At 37.0% G+C, this 15571-nt stretch carries 14 protein-coding genes and 1 pseudogene; 10 read left to right on the plus strand and 5 right to left on the minus strand.

Annotated elements, in window-relative coordinates:
- Positions 1-106 precede the first annotated feature (106 nt).
- The gene (locus tag RMB03_RS12795; RefSeq protein ID WP_311076522.1) at positions 107-2335 is read left to right on the plus strand and encodes a phosphocholine-specific phospholipase C; all 2229 of its coding nucleotides are present in this window, start codon (positions 107-109) and stop codon (positions 2333-2335) included.
- Between the two features lie 48 nt (positions 2336-2383).
- Here the strand turns inward: RMB03_RS12795 and RMB03_RS12800 are convergent, their stop codons facing one another.
- Positions 2384-2818, minus strand: a complete 435-nt coding sequence (locus RMB03_RS12800; RefSeq protein WP_311076523.1) for a thioesterase family protein — start codon at positions 2816-2818, stop codon at positions 2384-2386.
- Complete coding sequence (locus tag RMB03_RS12805) at positions 2818-3975, minus strand: iron-containing alcohol dehydrogenase (RefSeq protein WP_311076524.1); 1158 nt, start codon at positions 3973-3975, stop codon at positions 2818-2820. The genes RMB03_RS12800 and RMB03_RS12805 overlap by 1 nt, the downstream gene beginning before the upstream one ends.
- Positions 3976-4321: 346 nt before the next feature.
- On the opposite strand from RMB03_RS12805, the gene RMB03_RS12810 reads away from it, so the two are divergent.
- From RMB03_RS12810 to RMB03_RS12830, 5 genes are all read left to right on the plus strand, one after another.
- Entirely contained in the window at positions 4322-4633 is a 312-nt protein-coding gene (locus RMB03_RS12810; protein ID WP_198495575.1) for a YcgJ family protein, read from the plus strand.
- A gap of 354 nt (positions 4634-4987) precedes the next feature.
- Positions 4988-5482 carry a low molecular weight protein-tyrosine-phosphatase gene (locus tag RMB03_RS12815; RefSeq protein ID WP_311076525.1) on the plus strand — a complete coding sequence of 165 codons (495 nt, stop codon included), beginning with the start codon at positions 4988-4990 and terminating at the stop codon, positions 5480-5482.
- A 27-nt stretch (positions 5483-5509) separates the two neighbouring features.
- Entirely contained in the window at positions 5510-6544 is a 1035-nt protein-coding gene (gene murB / locus RMB03_RS12820) for a UDP-N-acetylmuramate dehydrogenase (RefSeq protein WP_311076526.1), read from the plus strand.
- A gap of 4 nt (positions 6545-6548) precedes the next feature.
- A complete protein-coding gene (locus tag RMB03_RS12825; RefSeq protein WP_311076527.1) occupies positions 6549-7670 on the plus strand; it encodes a YdcF family protein in 1122 nt (373 codons plus the stop codon).
- On the plus strand, positions 7670-8698 hold the full coding sequence (locus RMB03_RS12830; RefSeq protein ID WP_005039886.1) for an alpha/beta hydrolase: 1029 nt from the start codon (positions 7670-7672) through the stop codon (positions 8696-8698). Before RMB03_RS12825 ends, RMB03_RS12830 begins: the two co-directional genes overlap by 1 nt.
- Positions 8699-8754: 56 nt before the next feature.
- Here the strand turns inward: RMB03_RS12830 and RMB03_RS12835 are convergent, their stop codons facing one another.
- The 3 genes from RMB03_RS12835 to RMB03_RS12845 form a co-directional block, all read right to left on the minus strand.
- Positions 8755-9258 (minus strand): hypothetical protein, encoded by a 504-nt coding sequence (locus RMB03_RS12835; protein ID WP_311076528.1) that lies wholly within the window; start codon positions 9256-9258, stop codon positions 8755-8757.
- Positions 9259-9319: 61 nt separating this feature from the next.
- Positions 9320-10375 (minus strand): linear amide C-N hydrolase, encoded by a 1056-nt coding sequence (locus RMB03_RS12840; RefSeq protein WP_311076529.1) that lies wholly within the window; start codon positions 10373-10375, stop codon positions 9320-9322.
- A gap of 210 nt (positions 10376-10585) precedes the next feature.
- Positions 10586-12259, minus strand: coding sequence for an FMN-binding glutamate synthase family protein (locus tag RMB03_RS12845; protein WP_311076530.1), 1674 nt, complete (start codon positions 12257-12259; stop codon positions 10586-10588).
- A gap of 474 nt (positions 12260-12733) precedes the next feature.
- Here RMB03_RS12845 and RMB03_RS12850 point away from each other — a divergent pair, with 474 nt between their 5' ends.
- From RMB03_RS12850 to RMB03_RS12865, 4 genes and pseudogenes are all read left to right on the plus strand, one after another.
- Positions 12734-13165 (plus strand): hypothetical protein, encoded by a 432-nt coding sequence (locus tag RMB03_RS12850; protein ID WP_075431450.1) that lies wholly within the window; start codon positions 12734-12736, stop codon positions 13163-13165.
- Positions 13166-13688: 523 nt separating this feature from the next.
- On the plus strand, positions 13689-14219 hold the full coding sequence (locus tag RMB03_RS12855) for a spore coat U domain-containing protein (RefSeq protein ID WP_017392181.1): 531 nt from the start codon (positions 13689-13691) through the stop codon (positions 14217-14219).
- 83 nt (positions 14220-14302) lie between these two features.
- Positions 14303-15010, plus strand: coding sequence for a molecular chaperone (locus RMB03_RS12860; RefSeq protein WP_042893980.1), 708 nt, complete (start codon positions 14303-14305; stop codon positions 15008-15010).
- Between the two features lie 40 nt (positions 15011-15050).
- Positions 15051-15571 (plus strand): annotated as a pseudogene (locus RMB03_RS12865) (fimbrial biogenesis outer membrane usher protein); the annotation flags it as partial.

Consider the following 15571-nt stretch of genomic DNA (forward strand, 5'->3'; position numbering starts at 1 on the left):
GTGGCTGTAACGACTCATCAAATGATAATTCAAATGCACCAGACACAGGTAAAAAGCCTGTAATGCGCTGCGCTCCATAAACTTAAATAATAAAAAGAACCTGATCATGATTACACGTCGTAAATTTTTAAATTACTCTTTAAATATGGGCTTTGGTGCTGCGGCATTGGCGGCTTTCCCATCTAGTATTCAAAAAGCTTTGGCAATTCCTGCAAACAATAAAACTGGCACCATTCAGGATGTCGAACAGGTTATTATTTTAATGCAGGAAAACCGATCTTTTGACCATTATTTTGGAACATTAAAAGGCGTTCGAGGTTTTGCTGATCGTTTTACGATTCCTCTACCGAGTGGCCGCCGTGTATGGGAGCAACTCAGAAGTAATGGGCAAGTTTTAACGCCATTTCATTTAGATGGTACAGCCAATAATGCACAGCGAGCAGATGGCACGCCTCATACGTGGAATGACAGTCAGTTAGCATGGGACAATGGGCGTATGGCGAATTGGCCAGCCCATAAAACTGATATATCCATGGGTTATTTTAAAGAAAAAGAAATTCCATATCAGTTTGCGCTTGCAAATGCATTTACGATTTGTGATGCCTATCATTGCTCTATGCACACTGGAACAGATGCGAATCGGTCTTTTCACTTAACAGGCACGAATGGGGCAACACCAACCAAACGATCATTTGTAAATAATGAATGGGACTGGATTGATGGTAATCCAGCTACAGCAGATCGTGGTTATACGTGGAAGACCTATGCCGAGCGTTTGGAAGAAGCAGGAGTAAACTGGATTTGTTATCAAAATATGCCAGATGAATGGGGTGATAATATGCTTGGTGCATTCCGCTCATTTAGAAAGGCAAATATCGCATCTGGCTATCCAGTTGCAAGTGGTGGTGAACCGAACAAACCATATGCCGACACGGGACAAAAATTACCGTATAAAGCTTATGAAGCTGCGACTGATAATCCCAAAAATCCATTATATAAGGGCATCGCAAATACTTTACCAGGCAATAAACCAGAAGAATACCTCGACGCTTTTAAACGAGACATTCGTGAAGGAAAATTGCCGCAAGTCTCTTGGATTAATGCGCCGTCAATTTACTGTGAACATCCAGACCCTTCAAGCCCAGTTCAAGGGGCGTGGTTTATTCAAGAAATTATTGATGCATTAACTGCTGTGCCAGAGGTTTGGAGTAAAACAGCACTGATTATCAATTTTGATGAAAATGATGGCTATTTTGACCACGTACCATCACCATCTGCGCCATCTCGACTTACAAATGGTCAATACGCAGGGAAATCAACATTAAGCAGTGCCGATATGCAGGATGAATATTTTGATCATGCTGCACCAGAGGGTAGCCATTCTCAGCCTACACCTGATGGGCGTGTTTATGGGCCAGGGCCTCGTGTTCCATTATATGTGATTTCTCCATGGAGCCGTGGTGGTTGGGTCAACTCGCAAGTTTTTGACCATACGTCCGTGCTGATGTTTTTAGAAAAACGATTTGGTGTAAAAGAGCCAAATATTAGTCCATACCGCCGTGCGGTGTGTGGTGATTTAACCAGCGCATTTAATTTTAAAACTCCAAATGCTGATGTTTTACCGCAGCTCAATGGAAAGCAAACACGTTTACAGGCAGATGAATTAAGAGAAAATCAAGAGGCCTTACCTGCTGTTCCAGTACCAACAGATAGCAAGTTACCGATTCAGCAAAGTGGTATACGTCTGTCACGAGCATTGCCTTATGAGTTGCATACCAGTGCGCGTTGTAAAGCGGATGGAAAGGTGCAATTGATTTTCTCTAATACAGGTCAGCAAGCGGCGGTTTTCCATGTGTATGACAAGCTCAATCTAGACCGTATTCCAAAGCGTTATATTGTAGAGCCGAATAAAACCTTAGATGATGAATGGGATGCTTTAAAAGATAACTTAGGTCGCTATGATTTATGGGTGTTAGGCCCAAATGGTTATCATCGTCATTTTAAAGGAGATACTCAACGTATTGTCGATAGTGGAATTAAACCTGAAATTCGAGTGTGTTATGACATCGCGAATGGTGATGTCTATGTAGAACTCATGAATGAAGGAACCAAGGATGCAATATTAACGGTAAAACCATGCGCATACCGACAGGATGCTCCATTACAACTTACCGTAAAAGCGGGACAAGTCATTAAGCAGCACTGGGCTTTGGCTGACGTAGGGTATTGGTACGATTTTGAAATCACATGCCAAAGTGATGTGTCTTATTACCGACGCTTTGCTGGTCGGGTTGAAACGGGTAAGGACTCTTTTAGTGATCCTGTGATGATCTAAATAATGAAGAGGCAAAAAGAACAACGTATTTTCTTTTTGCCTCATTTTTTATAATAAAAATTTCTCTAAAACGTCACGAGTAGACTCAGAAATTGGAACAGTCTTACGCGTTTCGCGATCAACAAAGACATGCACAAAATGTCCTTGAGCTGAAGCTTGCTCTTGGCCTTGTTTAAAGATGGCCAGTTCATAGCGCAGTGAAGTGTTACCGATTTTACCAATCGCAACACCTACCTGAATAATTTCGGGAAAAGATAATTCCTGAAAAAAACTACAAGCTGAATCGACCACTAAGCCAATTGATTGTGATTGATGAATATTAAAACCTGTTTTTTGAATGAGCAAAGCATTTGCTGCCGTATCAAAATAGCTATAGTAAGTCACATTATTCACATGACCATAGATATCGTTATCTGCCCAGCGCGTTTGAATATCTAAAAAGAACTTAAATTGATCGCGAGTTTTTAAAACTGGTTTAGTCATTAATGAATCGCCTGATAAATTGCCAAAGCAGCAGCTTCTGTCATGTCACGAGGGTTATTTTGTAGCAAGCGAGTTTGTAGCATGGCATCTTGAGCAAGCTTAGGTAGACTAGACTCTTCAATATCCAAATCTCTAAGTTTTAAGACCAAACCACTACGATCTAAATGATTCTGCATATGGTCAATAAACAGATCACACAAACCATCAGTGCTGCCATTGCTATATGGATCTAGCCATTGCATCAGTTCCGCATAGTATTTTTTTGCATTTGGTGCATTAAATTTTAATACTTCAACCAACACTAAGGCATTGGTGTGGCCATGCGATAAATGAAAATGTCCGCCAAGTGGGTAAGCTAAAGCATGTACAGCGGCAACGGGTGAATTTGCAAATGCTTGACCTGCAAGCATCGAGGCGAACAGCATGTTTTGCCTTGCTTCTAGGTCATTACCGTTTTTAAGAACTTTCGGTAAGTTATGGTTCAGTAACTTCAAAGCATTTTTGGCTAAAATATCAGTATAAATATTCTTTTTATGCTTAGAGGTATATGCCTCAATGGCATGCACCATCGCATCAATACCTGTTGCAGCAGTAATGTGAGCTGGTAAATTTTCAGTAAATGTTGCATCCAAAATAGCGGTATCTGCATACAGTACCGGAGAGACAATCCCCATTTTTGTTGTCTCGCCCGTGGTCACAATTGAAATTGGAGTGACTTCCGAGCCTGTACCAGCTGTAGTGGGAATTAAGATAAGCGGAAGACGAGCTGTGGTTACCTGATTTACGCCATACATATCTTGCAAACTTTGAGTCTGGTCGGGGTGTGCGAGCAAGGCAATTACTTTTGCAACATCTAAAGAACTACCACCGCCAAAACCAATAATGGCATCTACATTTTGCTGTTTTGCATAATTAGCTGCATCTAATACCACTTGTTCTGGTGGGTCAGCCTGAACATCCGCATAAATGACATGTTCAATATTGAGGGTATCTAAAATTTGAATGATGGGTAGATGTAATTGATTTTTGATCATGCCTGCATCGGTGATGAGTAATAACTTACGGCAAGCTTTTGATGACAAAACATTCTTTAATTCTTGTATAGAGCCTAAGCCTGAGATGATATTTGGAACGGTTTGAAATTGAAAATGGCTCATATACGTTATTTCCTTATTTTTGAACATTATTGTAGAAGGGTTCTTTAGGATTCAATCTTTAAGTAACTTAGCATAAGACACTTTAAAATAAAGTAGTTCTGAAGTGATTATGTTGAGTGTTGTATGAGATAAGCACTACTTTCATATGGTAGGAGAGGGAAGGTAGGCGGAGATCCGCAGTTATTTAAAAACCCATCGAAAGGTGGGCTTTTTGTTATTTATACTGTTCGGTAGATTTTCCTGAAGGTTACTAATTCATATAATGGCCTAACAATTTATAATTTTATTCGGTTCAAAAGTGAAAATTTCTAAAACTGTACTTAGTCTTATTGGATGTTCTTGTTTAATGCTTAGCTCAGTAGCAATGGCGAAAACCAGCTCTAGCGTCTATTCACCTAAAAATGGTGTAATTTGTGACAAATATATCTGCGCTGACAAGAAAGGAGTATCTAAAAAACTTACAGCCAAATACTTAGGAACTAACAAAGCGAACAGAGCATTCTCTCAAGGCGACTTTGATACTTCAGCATTCACACTCTCAAATGGTGTGTTCTGTGATACCAAAACAAAACTATGCCATGTTGATCGATACTTTGAAAATGGACATCGTAGTAAAGTTGATAGAAAAATGACGGATAAACTTTTTAAAAATAAATGATTTTTATCCTAGTTTTACTAAAAAGCCCATAATATTGGGCTTTTTTACATCTAAATAAAAAGTGAAATGAACAGAAAAAAATAATATAAAAAAGTTATTCCTTTGTGTAAAAGCCCTCTGATGAGGGCTTTATTATTTTCTTGAAAATTAGAAGATCAGATCGTTTGTCGACTGATTTATCAACTTTTAATCTATTGATAAACATTATTTTCCTTTTCAAGCCATGTGAGTTTTGACAAAATGCAACACGTCACAATGGTCAATTCAATTCTGACAATAATTTATAGTTTTGTTAGGATTTTTCATGCACCATATTTATTTCTATGTAATTCAAATATTTGGAAGTAATTTCTAATGGAAACACAATATAAGGTGTTATGTGTCTGTTTAGGAAATATTTGCCGTTCTCCCACGGCTGAAGTGGTTTTTAGACATTATTGTGATGCACATCAACTCAATATATTTGTCGATTCTGCTGGAACGAGTAATTATCATCCAAATAAAGCACCAGATCAGCGTAGTCAGCTGCACGCTAAAAAAAGAGGCTATGACTTATCTTCTTTACGAGCAAGACAGCTTTCAACTCAAGACTTTTTAGAGTTTGATTTAATTTTGGCAATGGATCATCAAAACTTTGATGATATTCATGACATGCTACAAAGCGCGGTTTCTCAGTTTGGAACTCATCAAATTCGTGCAAAAGTAGCTTTAATGAGCGAGCATGATCCTGAATATCCACAGCAAGCCTTACCTGACCCTTATTATGGCAGAGCTGAGGGCTTTGAACGTGTACTCAATCAATGCGAGTCCAGTAGTTTGGCGTGGATTAATATTTTAAAAAACAATTGAATGTTTAAGAGTAGGTTTTTCAATACAATGCAAATTCAAAATCATGTACAGCTTAAGCCATTCAATACTTTGAGTTTAGATGCAACAGCGTCTCACTACACAAAAGTTCAAACTATTCAGGATATTGAGGATGCTTTGGGTTTTGCTGAGCAGCATAATTTAAATGTACTTGTACTATCGGGCGGTAGCAATATGCTACTGCCGCAACAGATCAATGCGTTGGTTATTCATCTAGATATTCAAGGTATCGAAGTTTTATCGAACGATGATGATTTCGTTCGAGTTAATGTCGGTGCAGGCCAAGTCTGGCATGATTTCGTTTTATACAGTACTCAGCAAAATTGGTTTGGCTTGCAAAATCTTGCACTTATTCCTGGCTTAGTCGGTGCTTCACCAGTACAAAATATTGGTGCTTATGGGGTAGAAGTAGGTGAGTTTATTGAGTCGGTACAAGTATATGACCGTAAATTAAAAGAAACTCAGACAATTTTAGAAGCAGACTGCCATTTCGCCTATCGTCATAGCATTTTTAAAGATAATCCGAACCGTTACATCATTACGCATGTGACTTTTAAATTGCTTAAACATCCCCATTTAAAGCTTAACTATGGTGATTTGAAGCAAGCAGTTGGAGATAATCAGACTGCCGAGAACTTACAAAATCAAGTCATTCATATTCGTCAAAGTAAACTCCCTGATCCAAAAGAATATCCAAATGTGGGAAGTTTCTTTAAAAATCCGATAGTTAATCCTCAGGAATTTGAGCGTTTAGTCACACAATTCTCAACAATTCCACATTATCCTCAAGCCAGTGGAAACGTTAAAATTGCAGCAGGATGGTTAATTGATCAGGTGGGTTGGAAAGGTAAACAACTTGATATGGTGGGTATGTTTCACAAACAGGCATTGGTTTTGGTGAATTATGCCAATGCATCTCTTACTGATGTAAAGAAAACTTATCAGGCTGTACAACATGATGTTGATCAGCGTTTCCATATTATGTTAGAACCAGAGCCTGTGCTTTATAACAGTTTAGGTTTAATTGAAAATCATACGGAATAGTTTTATGCCTCAAGTACACTTAATGGTACGTTTAGTACAAGTAGTCACCGCGCTATTTTTACTATTGGGCTGTTTCGTGGTTTTTTTATATTCGCCGTTTTATTCAAAATTAATTGTAGCTGGACTTAATTATTTTGTACCGGTTGATGTTAATCAAGTCGCTGCTGAAAGCCAGAGACAGGCTGCATTAAGTGAGCATGACAATTTAGAACCAGGCTCAAATCTATGGATTGCTCGTCAAGCATATTTAAAGCTGACTGAAAAAGCTTTACGTGAAAAAAAGACAACAGATCTGACCTATCTTCAAGAAAACTATAAAGCTTTGCAGCAAATTATTCTTTTAGAAGAAAAGGAACAAGATTCAGAAGCAGCCGCTTCCGTAACGGTTCCTTTAGTGGTTAGAAACTCAGAAATTGATGCGGCAGATGAAGCAAGCAGCCCAGTTGACGAGTCACTTTTGATTAGTAGCTCTGAAAATAAGGCACTTACAGAACAATATACAGAGTTCTTGGCAAGAAAGCCTGAAGTACCAGAGCATCAAAAAGCTGTCAGTGAACCTGAACAGAAAATTGAGTATGTCCGTAAAAACCCAATACCAGTCCAGTCTAAAAAGTTATCAGAACCTTATGCAATTGTTGTATTGGGTGGCGGATTAACCTTAGATAAAAATGGTAAAGATATTGTGGTTAATGGCTACACCCGCTTACGCTTGGAAAAAACTTTAGAAATTGAAAAACAAAGTCATCTTCCTATTGTGCTTAGCGGTGTTGAAGCGCCTTATATGCAAACTTGGTTAAAAGAGCGCGGTGTGGAAGCAAAACTATTAGAAAAACGTAGTATGAATACATGTGAAAATACACGATTTAGCTCTCTGTTGCTTCAGAAGAAAGGAGGCGCTCCGACGGTTATGTTGGTTACTGATGAATATCATATGCCGCGTACACGTCGACTATTTGCCTTAAATGGTATAGAAACGATTCCTGTTGTAGCTCCAATGCCAACACCACTTACACGCTGGCAACCAAGTGTGCAAAATTACGATCATAGCCGCCGTGCGAATTATGAATTACTTGCGACAATTCGCGACATGTTGTTTGGTTCAAGCGATTGTCGAGAGGTACCTTAATGTCAGATATCCCGTTTCTCAATCCTGCTGTATTAAAACAATTAGATTTACCGGTCCCGAACCGTGATCTCACACCACAGGTTTTAAGTCCACTCAATTTAAATACACTAGAAGAACCATCTCGCGATTTACTGGCCTATCGCAAGTTGTATGGCTTACATTTACTTGAATGTGACCATTGGCAAGGCTATGTTCAAATGCCTTTATTTCGCTTACATGTGCAGGTTTTCAAACCTAAAATAGACAAAATACAAGGTACCGTCTGTTTGCTACATGGCTATCTTGAGCATAGCGGTATTTATCAGCCAATCATTCGTGAAATTCTTGAACAAGGCTTTAGTGTTATTACCTATGACTTACCTGGTCATGGCCTCAGTAATGGTTCACCGGCAAGCATTCAAAATTTTGATCACTATCAACAAGTTTTGATGGCTGTTTATCAATATGTGAAACATGCAGATCAGTTGCCTAAACCTTGGGTTGGAATTGGGCAAAGCACGGGCGGGGCAATTTGGATGCATCATTTATTGGAATATGCTGAAAAACGCCAAGATCCGATTGTAGATAGAGTCTTATTACTTTCTCCTTTGATTCGCCCTGCAAAAACAGCATGGTGGCATAATCCGGTCGGGTTAGGCATTATTCGCCGTATTAAGCGTCAAGTACCAAGACACTTTAGACGTAATAATCATAATCCTGAATTCTTACGCTTTATTCGCTTAAAAGATCCGTTGCAACCTCGGATGATGGGGATGGACTGGATTTTGGCAATGTCAAAATGGATGCAAGAAATGGAAGAACGGCCCGCTTGCCGTATCCCTGTCTGGCTTGCACAAGGTGCTCTCGATCAAACGGTTGACTGGCGTTACAACATTGAATTTATTCGTCGTAAATTTAGGCTTCAAACGCTACTAATGCTCGAAGAAGGTTCACATCAATTAATTAATGAACGTGCAGATATACGTGCGGCTTTAACAGGATTGATTCCAGCCTTTTTACATGCGAAACCAAAACATTTTTATTATTAAAAAATAATGCATCTATCCAATAATTTTGGATAGATGCATGACTTAATCTATGTGCCTTATTTTGAATTTTGGTAAAGCTGCATGAAGTTCTTATAAACTGAAGATTGCTTTTGTGGACTATACATATTGCGTTCAATCGTTCCTTTATCCGTTTTTATTAAAACGTTTACATTTTGAGCATTTTTAAACTCTTGTAAGAATTGGCTTGGAATAATAAAGAAAGTTGTTGAATGTTTAGGCACTAATCGACTTACATTCGTTTTTTCAGTCGCTTGAGCGGGCTGATAAGTAAATCTTTTGCTATCAATATCAAATATTAACTCGTTAATATCATAAAAGTTATAACTACTACTTAAATGAACATCTACACGCAGCTGATCTTTTTGATTCTCGTTCCATTTAACGAGTAAGCTAGGACATAATTCAGTTGGTAAACAGTTGAGCTGACCAGCTGTCTTTACTACTGTAGGAGCTGTTGCTTTATCTGTACCAAATTGTTTGGTGCTGCAAGCCGTTGTAAGTAGACAAGAACCCAATAAAAGTAGAGATTTCTTCATCATATAAATTCCAAGATAGTATGTTTAATATTATTTATGTTAAGGCCAATAATTTTGACATAAATTAACGTGTAGTTGGGCTTAAAAATACAAATGGTTTTGCAATTTTAAAGGAAGAAGTGGCATCACCTGCATAGATATGACTTTGATCGGGCCCTAAATCAAGTCTACGCGTTTTACCATCTTTAAAATTAATCTTTTTTAAGTCAACCCAAAACACATTTGGTGATAGGGCAGACTCGAAAAAATAGAGCAGCTGCTTATGATCGGCCACAGTTCGCCAACGAGTCGAAGAGATATTAGGTTCTTCTTGAGTATTTAGTCCATAGGGAACAGACGCATTTCGAATCACACTAAATACAGAGGCTTGAGCCTGTTTACTATCATCATTTTTAGGAATTGCATTAATATAAAATGATGCGCGTGCAAAGCGATCAGATGCTCGGTTTGTACCAGGAAGCATGATCGTTCCACCAATTTGTTTCCAATATTCGGCAAGTGCGAGTTGCTTATCGAAAGTAGGTGAGTTAGTCATGACTTGATAGTTGCGACTATGGTGAATAATCTGCTTTCCACCAATATATTCAATAATTGCACTATCACCTGTTTTATCAGAAATGGATAAATGTAGGGTAGTGAGTCGTGATTCGCCCGGAACATTATCGGTAACAATGGTGTAAGGTTCTTTTTCTAAGGCTTTGACAGCCTCATCTACAGTTGCAAAATTATCGAGCACATATTGTGCCCAAGCAGCAATGCTTAGTAATGGTTTATTAGATTTTTCTACATCTGGATATTGAGATTCTACTAACCATAAAATATTGGCAACCAATCCAGCTTCATTCATACCATCTGTTGTGGAAACTTCATAACCTGTAGCAATCACACTTCCATATTTAGACGTCCATTTTATTGAGTTGGAGCCTGCACTACCATCACGGGTAACCCCGCTTGGCATAATCCATAAGTTGGTACCTGTATCAACCTTCCAGTCCATTGAGCGAGCAGTAATAATATGTTGGTTATTACCTAAATATACGGCACGTGTACAAGCAACAGCATAGCTACTTAAGCCTACAGTCATTGCAACAAAAGAAGAGATGAATGTTTTTTTCAACATGATGAAATACCTTCTTGTTATAAGCATTAAAAAGTTTTTATTAAATAAAATTAAAATTTGTACATTATTTATACTTTTATATTAGGTGAAAAATCTATTAAATACAAATTAAAAAGAGAGTGAGATTTAATCAAAAATCACATATTAGTTTTAATTATGGAAGAGCATCACACTATAAATGTAATGCTCAAATTATAGGATTAATATAAATTAGAAATGATTGGCATCAGCCATATTCCACATCCGATAATAAAAATTATCATCGTCATTATTAAGTTCAGATTGTAAAAGTTCACCTTCTTTTAAGAAAAAATGCAATTGAGCATAGTTCTTAATTTCACGATCATTTACTCGCTGAGCCAAATGATGGGCTTTAATATCTGAAGGATGACGTAAACCAGCGGCAGCAATCATTTCAGATAATGCATGCAAGGTATTTTTATGAAAATTAAATACCCGTTCTGATTTAGTTGGTACATCAATTGCTTTTTGACGGTCTTTATCTTGGGTTGCAACACCTACAGGGCACTGGTTGGTGTGACAGCTTTGTGCCTGAATACACCCAACAGCAAACATGAAACCACGTGCCGAGTTAACCCAATCTGCACCTAGTGCAAAAGTACTGGCGATATCGAATGCACTAATAATTTTACCACTCGCACCAATCTTAACTTGATCTCTTAGTCCTGCACCGACAAGCGTGTTATGAATAAAGCGCAAGCCTTCACGTAATGGTGTACCAATATTATCGCTAAACTCAATTGGTGCTGCACCTGTACCGCCTTCAGAACCATCAACCACAATAAAGTCAGGAACAATTTTGGTTTCAAGCATTGCTTTAACAATACTCATAAATTGCCAAGGTTGACCAATACACAGTTTAAAACCAACTGGTTTACCGCCAGATAATGTGCGCAACTTCTGTAAGAAATGCATCATTTCAATTGGGGTAGAAAAGCTAGAATGCTTTGCAGGAGAAATACAATCATGATCGCGAGAAACGCCGCGGATTTCGGCAATTTCTGCGGTAATTTTATGTTTAGGTAAAATACCGCCGTGGCCTGGTTTAGCACCTTGGGAAAGCTTCAGTTCAATCATCTTGATTTGTGGTAATTGAGATTGTTTGGCAAACTTTTGCTCGTCAAATTTACCATCTACGGTACGGCACCCAAAATAACCACTGGCAATTTGCCAAACAATATCACCGCCATTTTCTAGATGGTAAGGGCTTAAACTACCTTCGCCAGTATCATGATAAAACCCACCTAACTGTGCACCTTTATTTAACGCACGAATTGCGTTGGCACTTAAACTACCAAAGCTCATGGCAGAAATGTTCATGATTGACGCGCTATAGGGTTGAAGGCATTGAGCATTACCAACCTGAATACGGAAACTCTTTGGATCTGCTGGTGGGCAAGGGCTTATTGAGTGAACAATAAAGCGATAGTTTTCTTGATAAACGTCAATGATTGAACCAAAAGGTTTATCTGCATTTTCATTTTTAGCGCGTTGATAAACTAGACTTCTTTGCATACGAGAAAAGGGCAGAGCATCTTGATCCGCTTCAATAAAGTATTGACGAATTTCTGGGCGTATATCTTCAAACAAAAAACGGAAATGCCCCATAATTGGGTAGTTTCTTAAAATTGAATGTTTATTCTGCAAAACATCATAAAGGCCTAATAGGCTTAGTGCACCCGTGAGTACCCATAAACTGTTAAGTAGAGTATCTGAAATAAAATAATAGATACTATGAGGGGTATATACGGTGCGAAACCATGTAATGCTGAGTGCAGTAAAAATACATAAGAACCAAAGAGAATGACGTGAAAAGAATGTATTGAGAAATTTATGTCGAATGATTTGTGCTGGACTCGCCATATTGGAACAAATTCCTAATGTTTTACTGGCACATACCTTGCCAAGAAGCAAGTAAAACTACAAGTATGGAATTGTTAGTTTTAGGGGGTAAAAAAGAGTACATTCAAAGGTTCGCTCGGTTTAGAAATATATTTTTAAATAGAAAGTATTTTGACTATAAATAATATTTAATCTGAAGCTATTAGAGTTAAGGTAAGTTATTAAATTTTTAATTATAAAGTTAATGGTTTTTTTAATGTTTAGTTATACTGAAAAATATATTTTGTTAAATTAACTTCTAAAAAGCTATATATAAACTAAATGTAAATTTAGATTTATTTAAAAATAAGAAAACTATTTGAATGTTATTTTATATTTTGGAATTCTCAATACTGTGCTATTTAACTGTTGTTTGCTAATATAGATAAAATGAAATAATCTTTTCAATAGCCATTACTATAATTGTATAAGATCTAAGAATATTTAAGGACTGAAATGAATTGGAAATTATTAATATGCTCTATTCTTCTAACTGGAGTCTTTTTCTTAACTTTAATGTTCTATTTAGGTTTTGATCTGGATACTTTCAAAAAGGTAACTCTAATACAAAGTTTATTAGTCGCTACTGCTATAACATTTGATTATATGGAACGAAAGAATAATCCTATCTTTCCGGGATATATCTTTTATCCCTTACTGGGGATTTTATTTGTTTTAGGGTTTACGCCTATTCTAGATTTTTTTGCTGAAAGACCTAAAGGATTTCATAGTTGGGATATGAGGAATATGTTTGTCATCAACTCTAGCAGTGCAGACTATCAATTTAGGAAACTGGCTTGGTATGGCAAAGCCTATATGCAGTTAGGTTTTGCTATGGTTGGTGGATTTCTTGGCTTATTTTTTCATCTAATTTTTAGAAATAGTTAAGCTAACGCTAACTTCTTTTGATAGGTGAAAAGTGGTTTTAATTACTAAAAAACCTAAAACTGTTATAAGTTACTTAGATTTCTTATTCATAAAATATTATTTTCTTATTCATTTAAAATATATAGAACAATCAGCAGCTTACTTTTTGTTCTTGTTTTTTTGACCAATGGTTAAAAAATTATAAAAGACTAAAAGTTATGGTAAATTTTAACTAATGAAAAGCTATCATTTTTTTAGTAAAACTAACAAAAGCTGAATAGAAGTATCGAAAATTGATATAAAAAGTGTGATAAACCATAAAAATTCTTCTAATTGAGAAATTCATCAGAAGTTGAATTATTAATTGATATTTAAAATGAAACTTATGTTAGTATTTTTGTTGTTTTTTTGTATTATGCGCGGTCAGTAGAGTAAAAAAATAACGCTTTGAAAAAACAATCAGAAAAGCTAGTGATTGTGATGGGGAAGGCTAGTTTTTACATCTATTAATTTTATTGGCGTAATGTAAAAAAGGTTTTTTACCATGAAAAAGTCTCTCATTTGTTTACCAGCAATTGCTATGGGTTTAATGTCTATCACTGCCGCAAATGCTGCAACAGCAACAGGCACCTTAACTGTTAAAGCAACAATTACAAATAGCTGTGTATTGAATACTTCAGCTACAGGTACAACAGCTAACGCAGTTTTAGATTTTGGTACTTTAAGTTCTCTTGCTAGCAACGTCGATGCAGACACTACAACGACAGGTGGTACTGCCATCAAAGTTTTATGTAATAACACTGTGCCATGGACTTTGGCTTTTGATGCCGGCAAAAATGCTCAAACTACCCAACGTCGTATGATTGGTGGTGCAACAAGCAACGAATTTATTCCTTACAACCTCTTCTCTGACACTAACCGTGCAACAGCAATTGGTATTTCAACTACTGCATATAGTGGAACTGGTACTGGTGCGCCACAAGCAGTTAACGTCTATGGTCGTATCCCTGCTGGCTCAACTTTGCCAAGCGCAGGTAGCTATGTTGACACTGTAACTGTAACAGTGACTTATTAATTTTTAATAAGTTTTATTGTGTCATTGCTAGCTCTTGATTGAGAGAGCTAGCCTAATTTGAGAAAAGTAGTTCTGGGCAAATCATGAGAAAAAATATCTTTGTTACTACAAGTTTATTGTTATTTTTGCCTAGTATGCTGAACGCTGCATCAATTCGTCTTTCGCCTGTAAGTATTGAAATATTAAATGATCAATCGGCGTCCTCAATCAGTTTATATAACCAGTCAAATGAAAGCACTGATTTGCAGGTGCGTGTATTTGAATGGCGCCAAAATGCTGGGCAAGATCAATTAATACCTACAGATGAGATCGCAGTTAGCCCCCCATTTTTAAAATTACAACCTAATGATTCTTATAATTTACGTGTAGTTAGAATTAATCCAGCACCAGTTTCTGGTGAGCAAACATACCGTATTATTATTGATGAACTACCAAAACCGATTGATAACCGTAAAGCGGATCAAGGGATTAACGTACTACTACGTTCGTCATTGCCTCTATTTGTCGTAAATAAAGATGCAATTACTAAACTTACTTGGTCGATACAACAAGAACAAAATAATTCTTCTCTTATGATTAGCAATGTTGGCAATCGACATGCACTTTTAAATAATTTAACACTTGTTGATGTAACAGAAAATAAAAGCTATGCCATTAAAGTAAATACGGTGAATGGTTATATTCTTGCTGGCAAAGCAAGAAATTTTAATATTAGCCCTGATTTTAAATTTCAAGCGGATCATAAATATAATATTTCATTGAATATTAACGGTAAGCAAACATCTCTTTAAAGAGGCACATATGAAATATCTCGTAAGTGCCTTATGTGTTATGTACTTGCCGATTCATGCTTTTGCTGAATCATTGCAAGATAACACCAATATTGCTTTACCAAGTATTCCGGAAGTTACAAACTCTTCACATCAGATATTCAGTTCTGATAAGGCTTACACACAGCTTTTCTTAAAGATTTCTATTAACTCGAATATTTCAACAGATTTAATATCGGTACGCCAAGATCAAGATGGAAAGATATATATTCGTGCTCGTGACTTAAAAGTTTTAAGGGTAAAAATGGATGAACACACTCCAGATAGTCAATGGGTGTGTATTAACGAGCTAAAAGGAATTCAGTTTAAATATTTAGAGAATGAACAGGCTCTAAACTTACAAGTTCCATCGAACATGTTGGCGGATTATTCAGTTGACTTAAATGGCCAGCAGATTACCAGTCCTCATTTACTAAAAATGAAGCCCTTAAACGCAGCCATTTTGAACTATAGCCTCTATCACACCCTGACCAATGACGAGAATGTTTTCTCCGGTTCAGCAGAAGGGATCTTTAACAGCGC

It is taken from the genome of Acinetobacter sp. V91_7 (assembly GCF_031799075.1).
Classification (GTDB): Bacteria; Pseudomonadota; Gammaproteobacteria; order Pseudomonadales; family Moraxellaceae; genus Acinetobacter; species Acinetobacter calcoaceticus.

What these genes read in the sequence shown, in the direction of transcription:
- RMB03_RS12810 (WP_198495575.1), top strand. Translation starts at nt 4,322, where the DNA reads ATGCTTAGCTCAGTAGCAATGGCGAAAACCAGCTCTAGCGTCTATTCA.
- RMB03_RS12835 (WP_311076528.1), bottom strand. Translation starts at nt 9,258, where the DNA reads ATGATGAAGAAATCTCTACTTTTATTGGGTTCTTGTCTACTTACAACG.
- RMB03_RS12850 (WP_075431450.1), top strand. Translation starts at nt 12,734, where the DNA reads ATGAATTGGAAATTATTAATATGCTCTATTCTTCTAACTGGAGTCTTT.
- RMB03_RS12800 (WP_311076523.1), bottom strand. Translation starts at nt 2,818, where the DNA reads ATGACTAAACCAGTTTTAAAAACTCGCGATCAATTTAAGTTCTTTTTA.
- RMB03_RS12830 (WP_005039886.1), top strand. Translation starts at nt 7,670, where the DNA reads ATGTCAGATATCCCGTTTCTCAATCCTGCTGTATTAAAACAATTAGAT.
- murB (WP_311076526.1), top strand. Translation starts at nt 5,510, where the DNA reads ATGCAAATTCAAAATCATGTACAGCTTAAGCCATTCAATACTTTGAGT.
- RMB03_RS12805 (WP_311076524.1), bottom strand. Translation starts at nt 3,975, where the DNA reads ATGAGCCATTTTCAATTTCAAACCGTTCCAAATATCATCTCAGGCTTA.
- RMB03_RS12840 (WP_311076529.1), bottom strand. Translation starts at nt 10,375, where the DNA reads ATGTTGAAAAAAACATTCATCTCTTCTTTTGTTGCAATGACTGTAGGC.
- RMB03_RS12860 (WP_042893980.1), top strand. Translation starts at nt 14,303, where the DNA reads ATGAGAAAAAATATCTTTGTTACTACAAGTTTATTGTTATTTTTGCCT.
- RMB03_RS12825 (WP_311076527.1), top strand. Translation starts at nt 6,549, where the DNA reads ATGCCTCAAGTACACTTAATGGTACGTTTAGTACAAGTAGTCACCGCG.
- RMB03_RS12855 (WP_017392181.1), top strand. Translation starts at nt 13,689, where the DNA reads ATGAAAAAGTCTCTCATTTGTTTACCAGCAATTGCTATGGGTTTAATG.
- RMB03_RS12795 (WP_311076522.1), top strand. Translation starts at nt 107, where the DNA reads ATGATTACACGTCGTAAATTTTTAAATTACTCTTTAAATATGGGCTTT.
- RMB03_RS12815 (WP_311076525.1), top strand. Translation starts at nt 4,988, where the DNA reads ATGGAAACACAATATAAGGTGTTATGTGTCTGTTTAGGAAATATTTGC.
- RMB03_RS12845 (WP_311076530.1), bottom strand. Translation starts at nt 12,259, where the DNA reads ATGGCGAGTCCAGCACAAATCATTCGACATAAATTTCTCAATACATTC.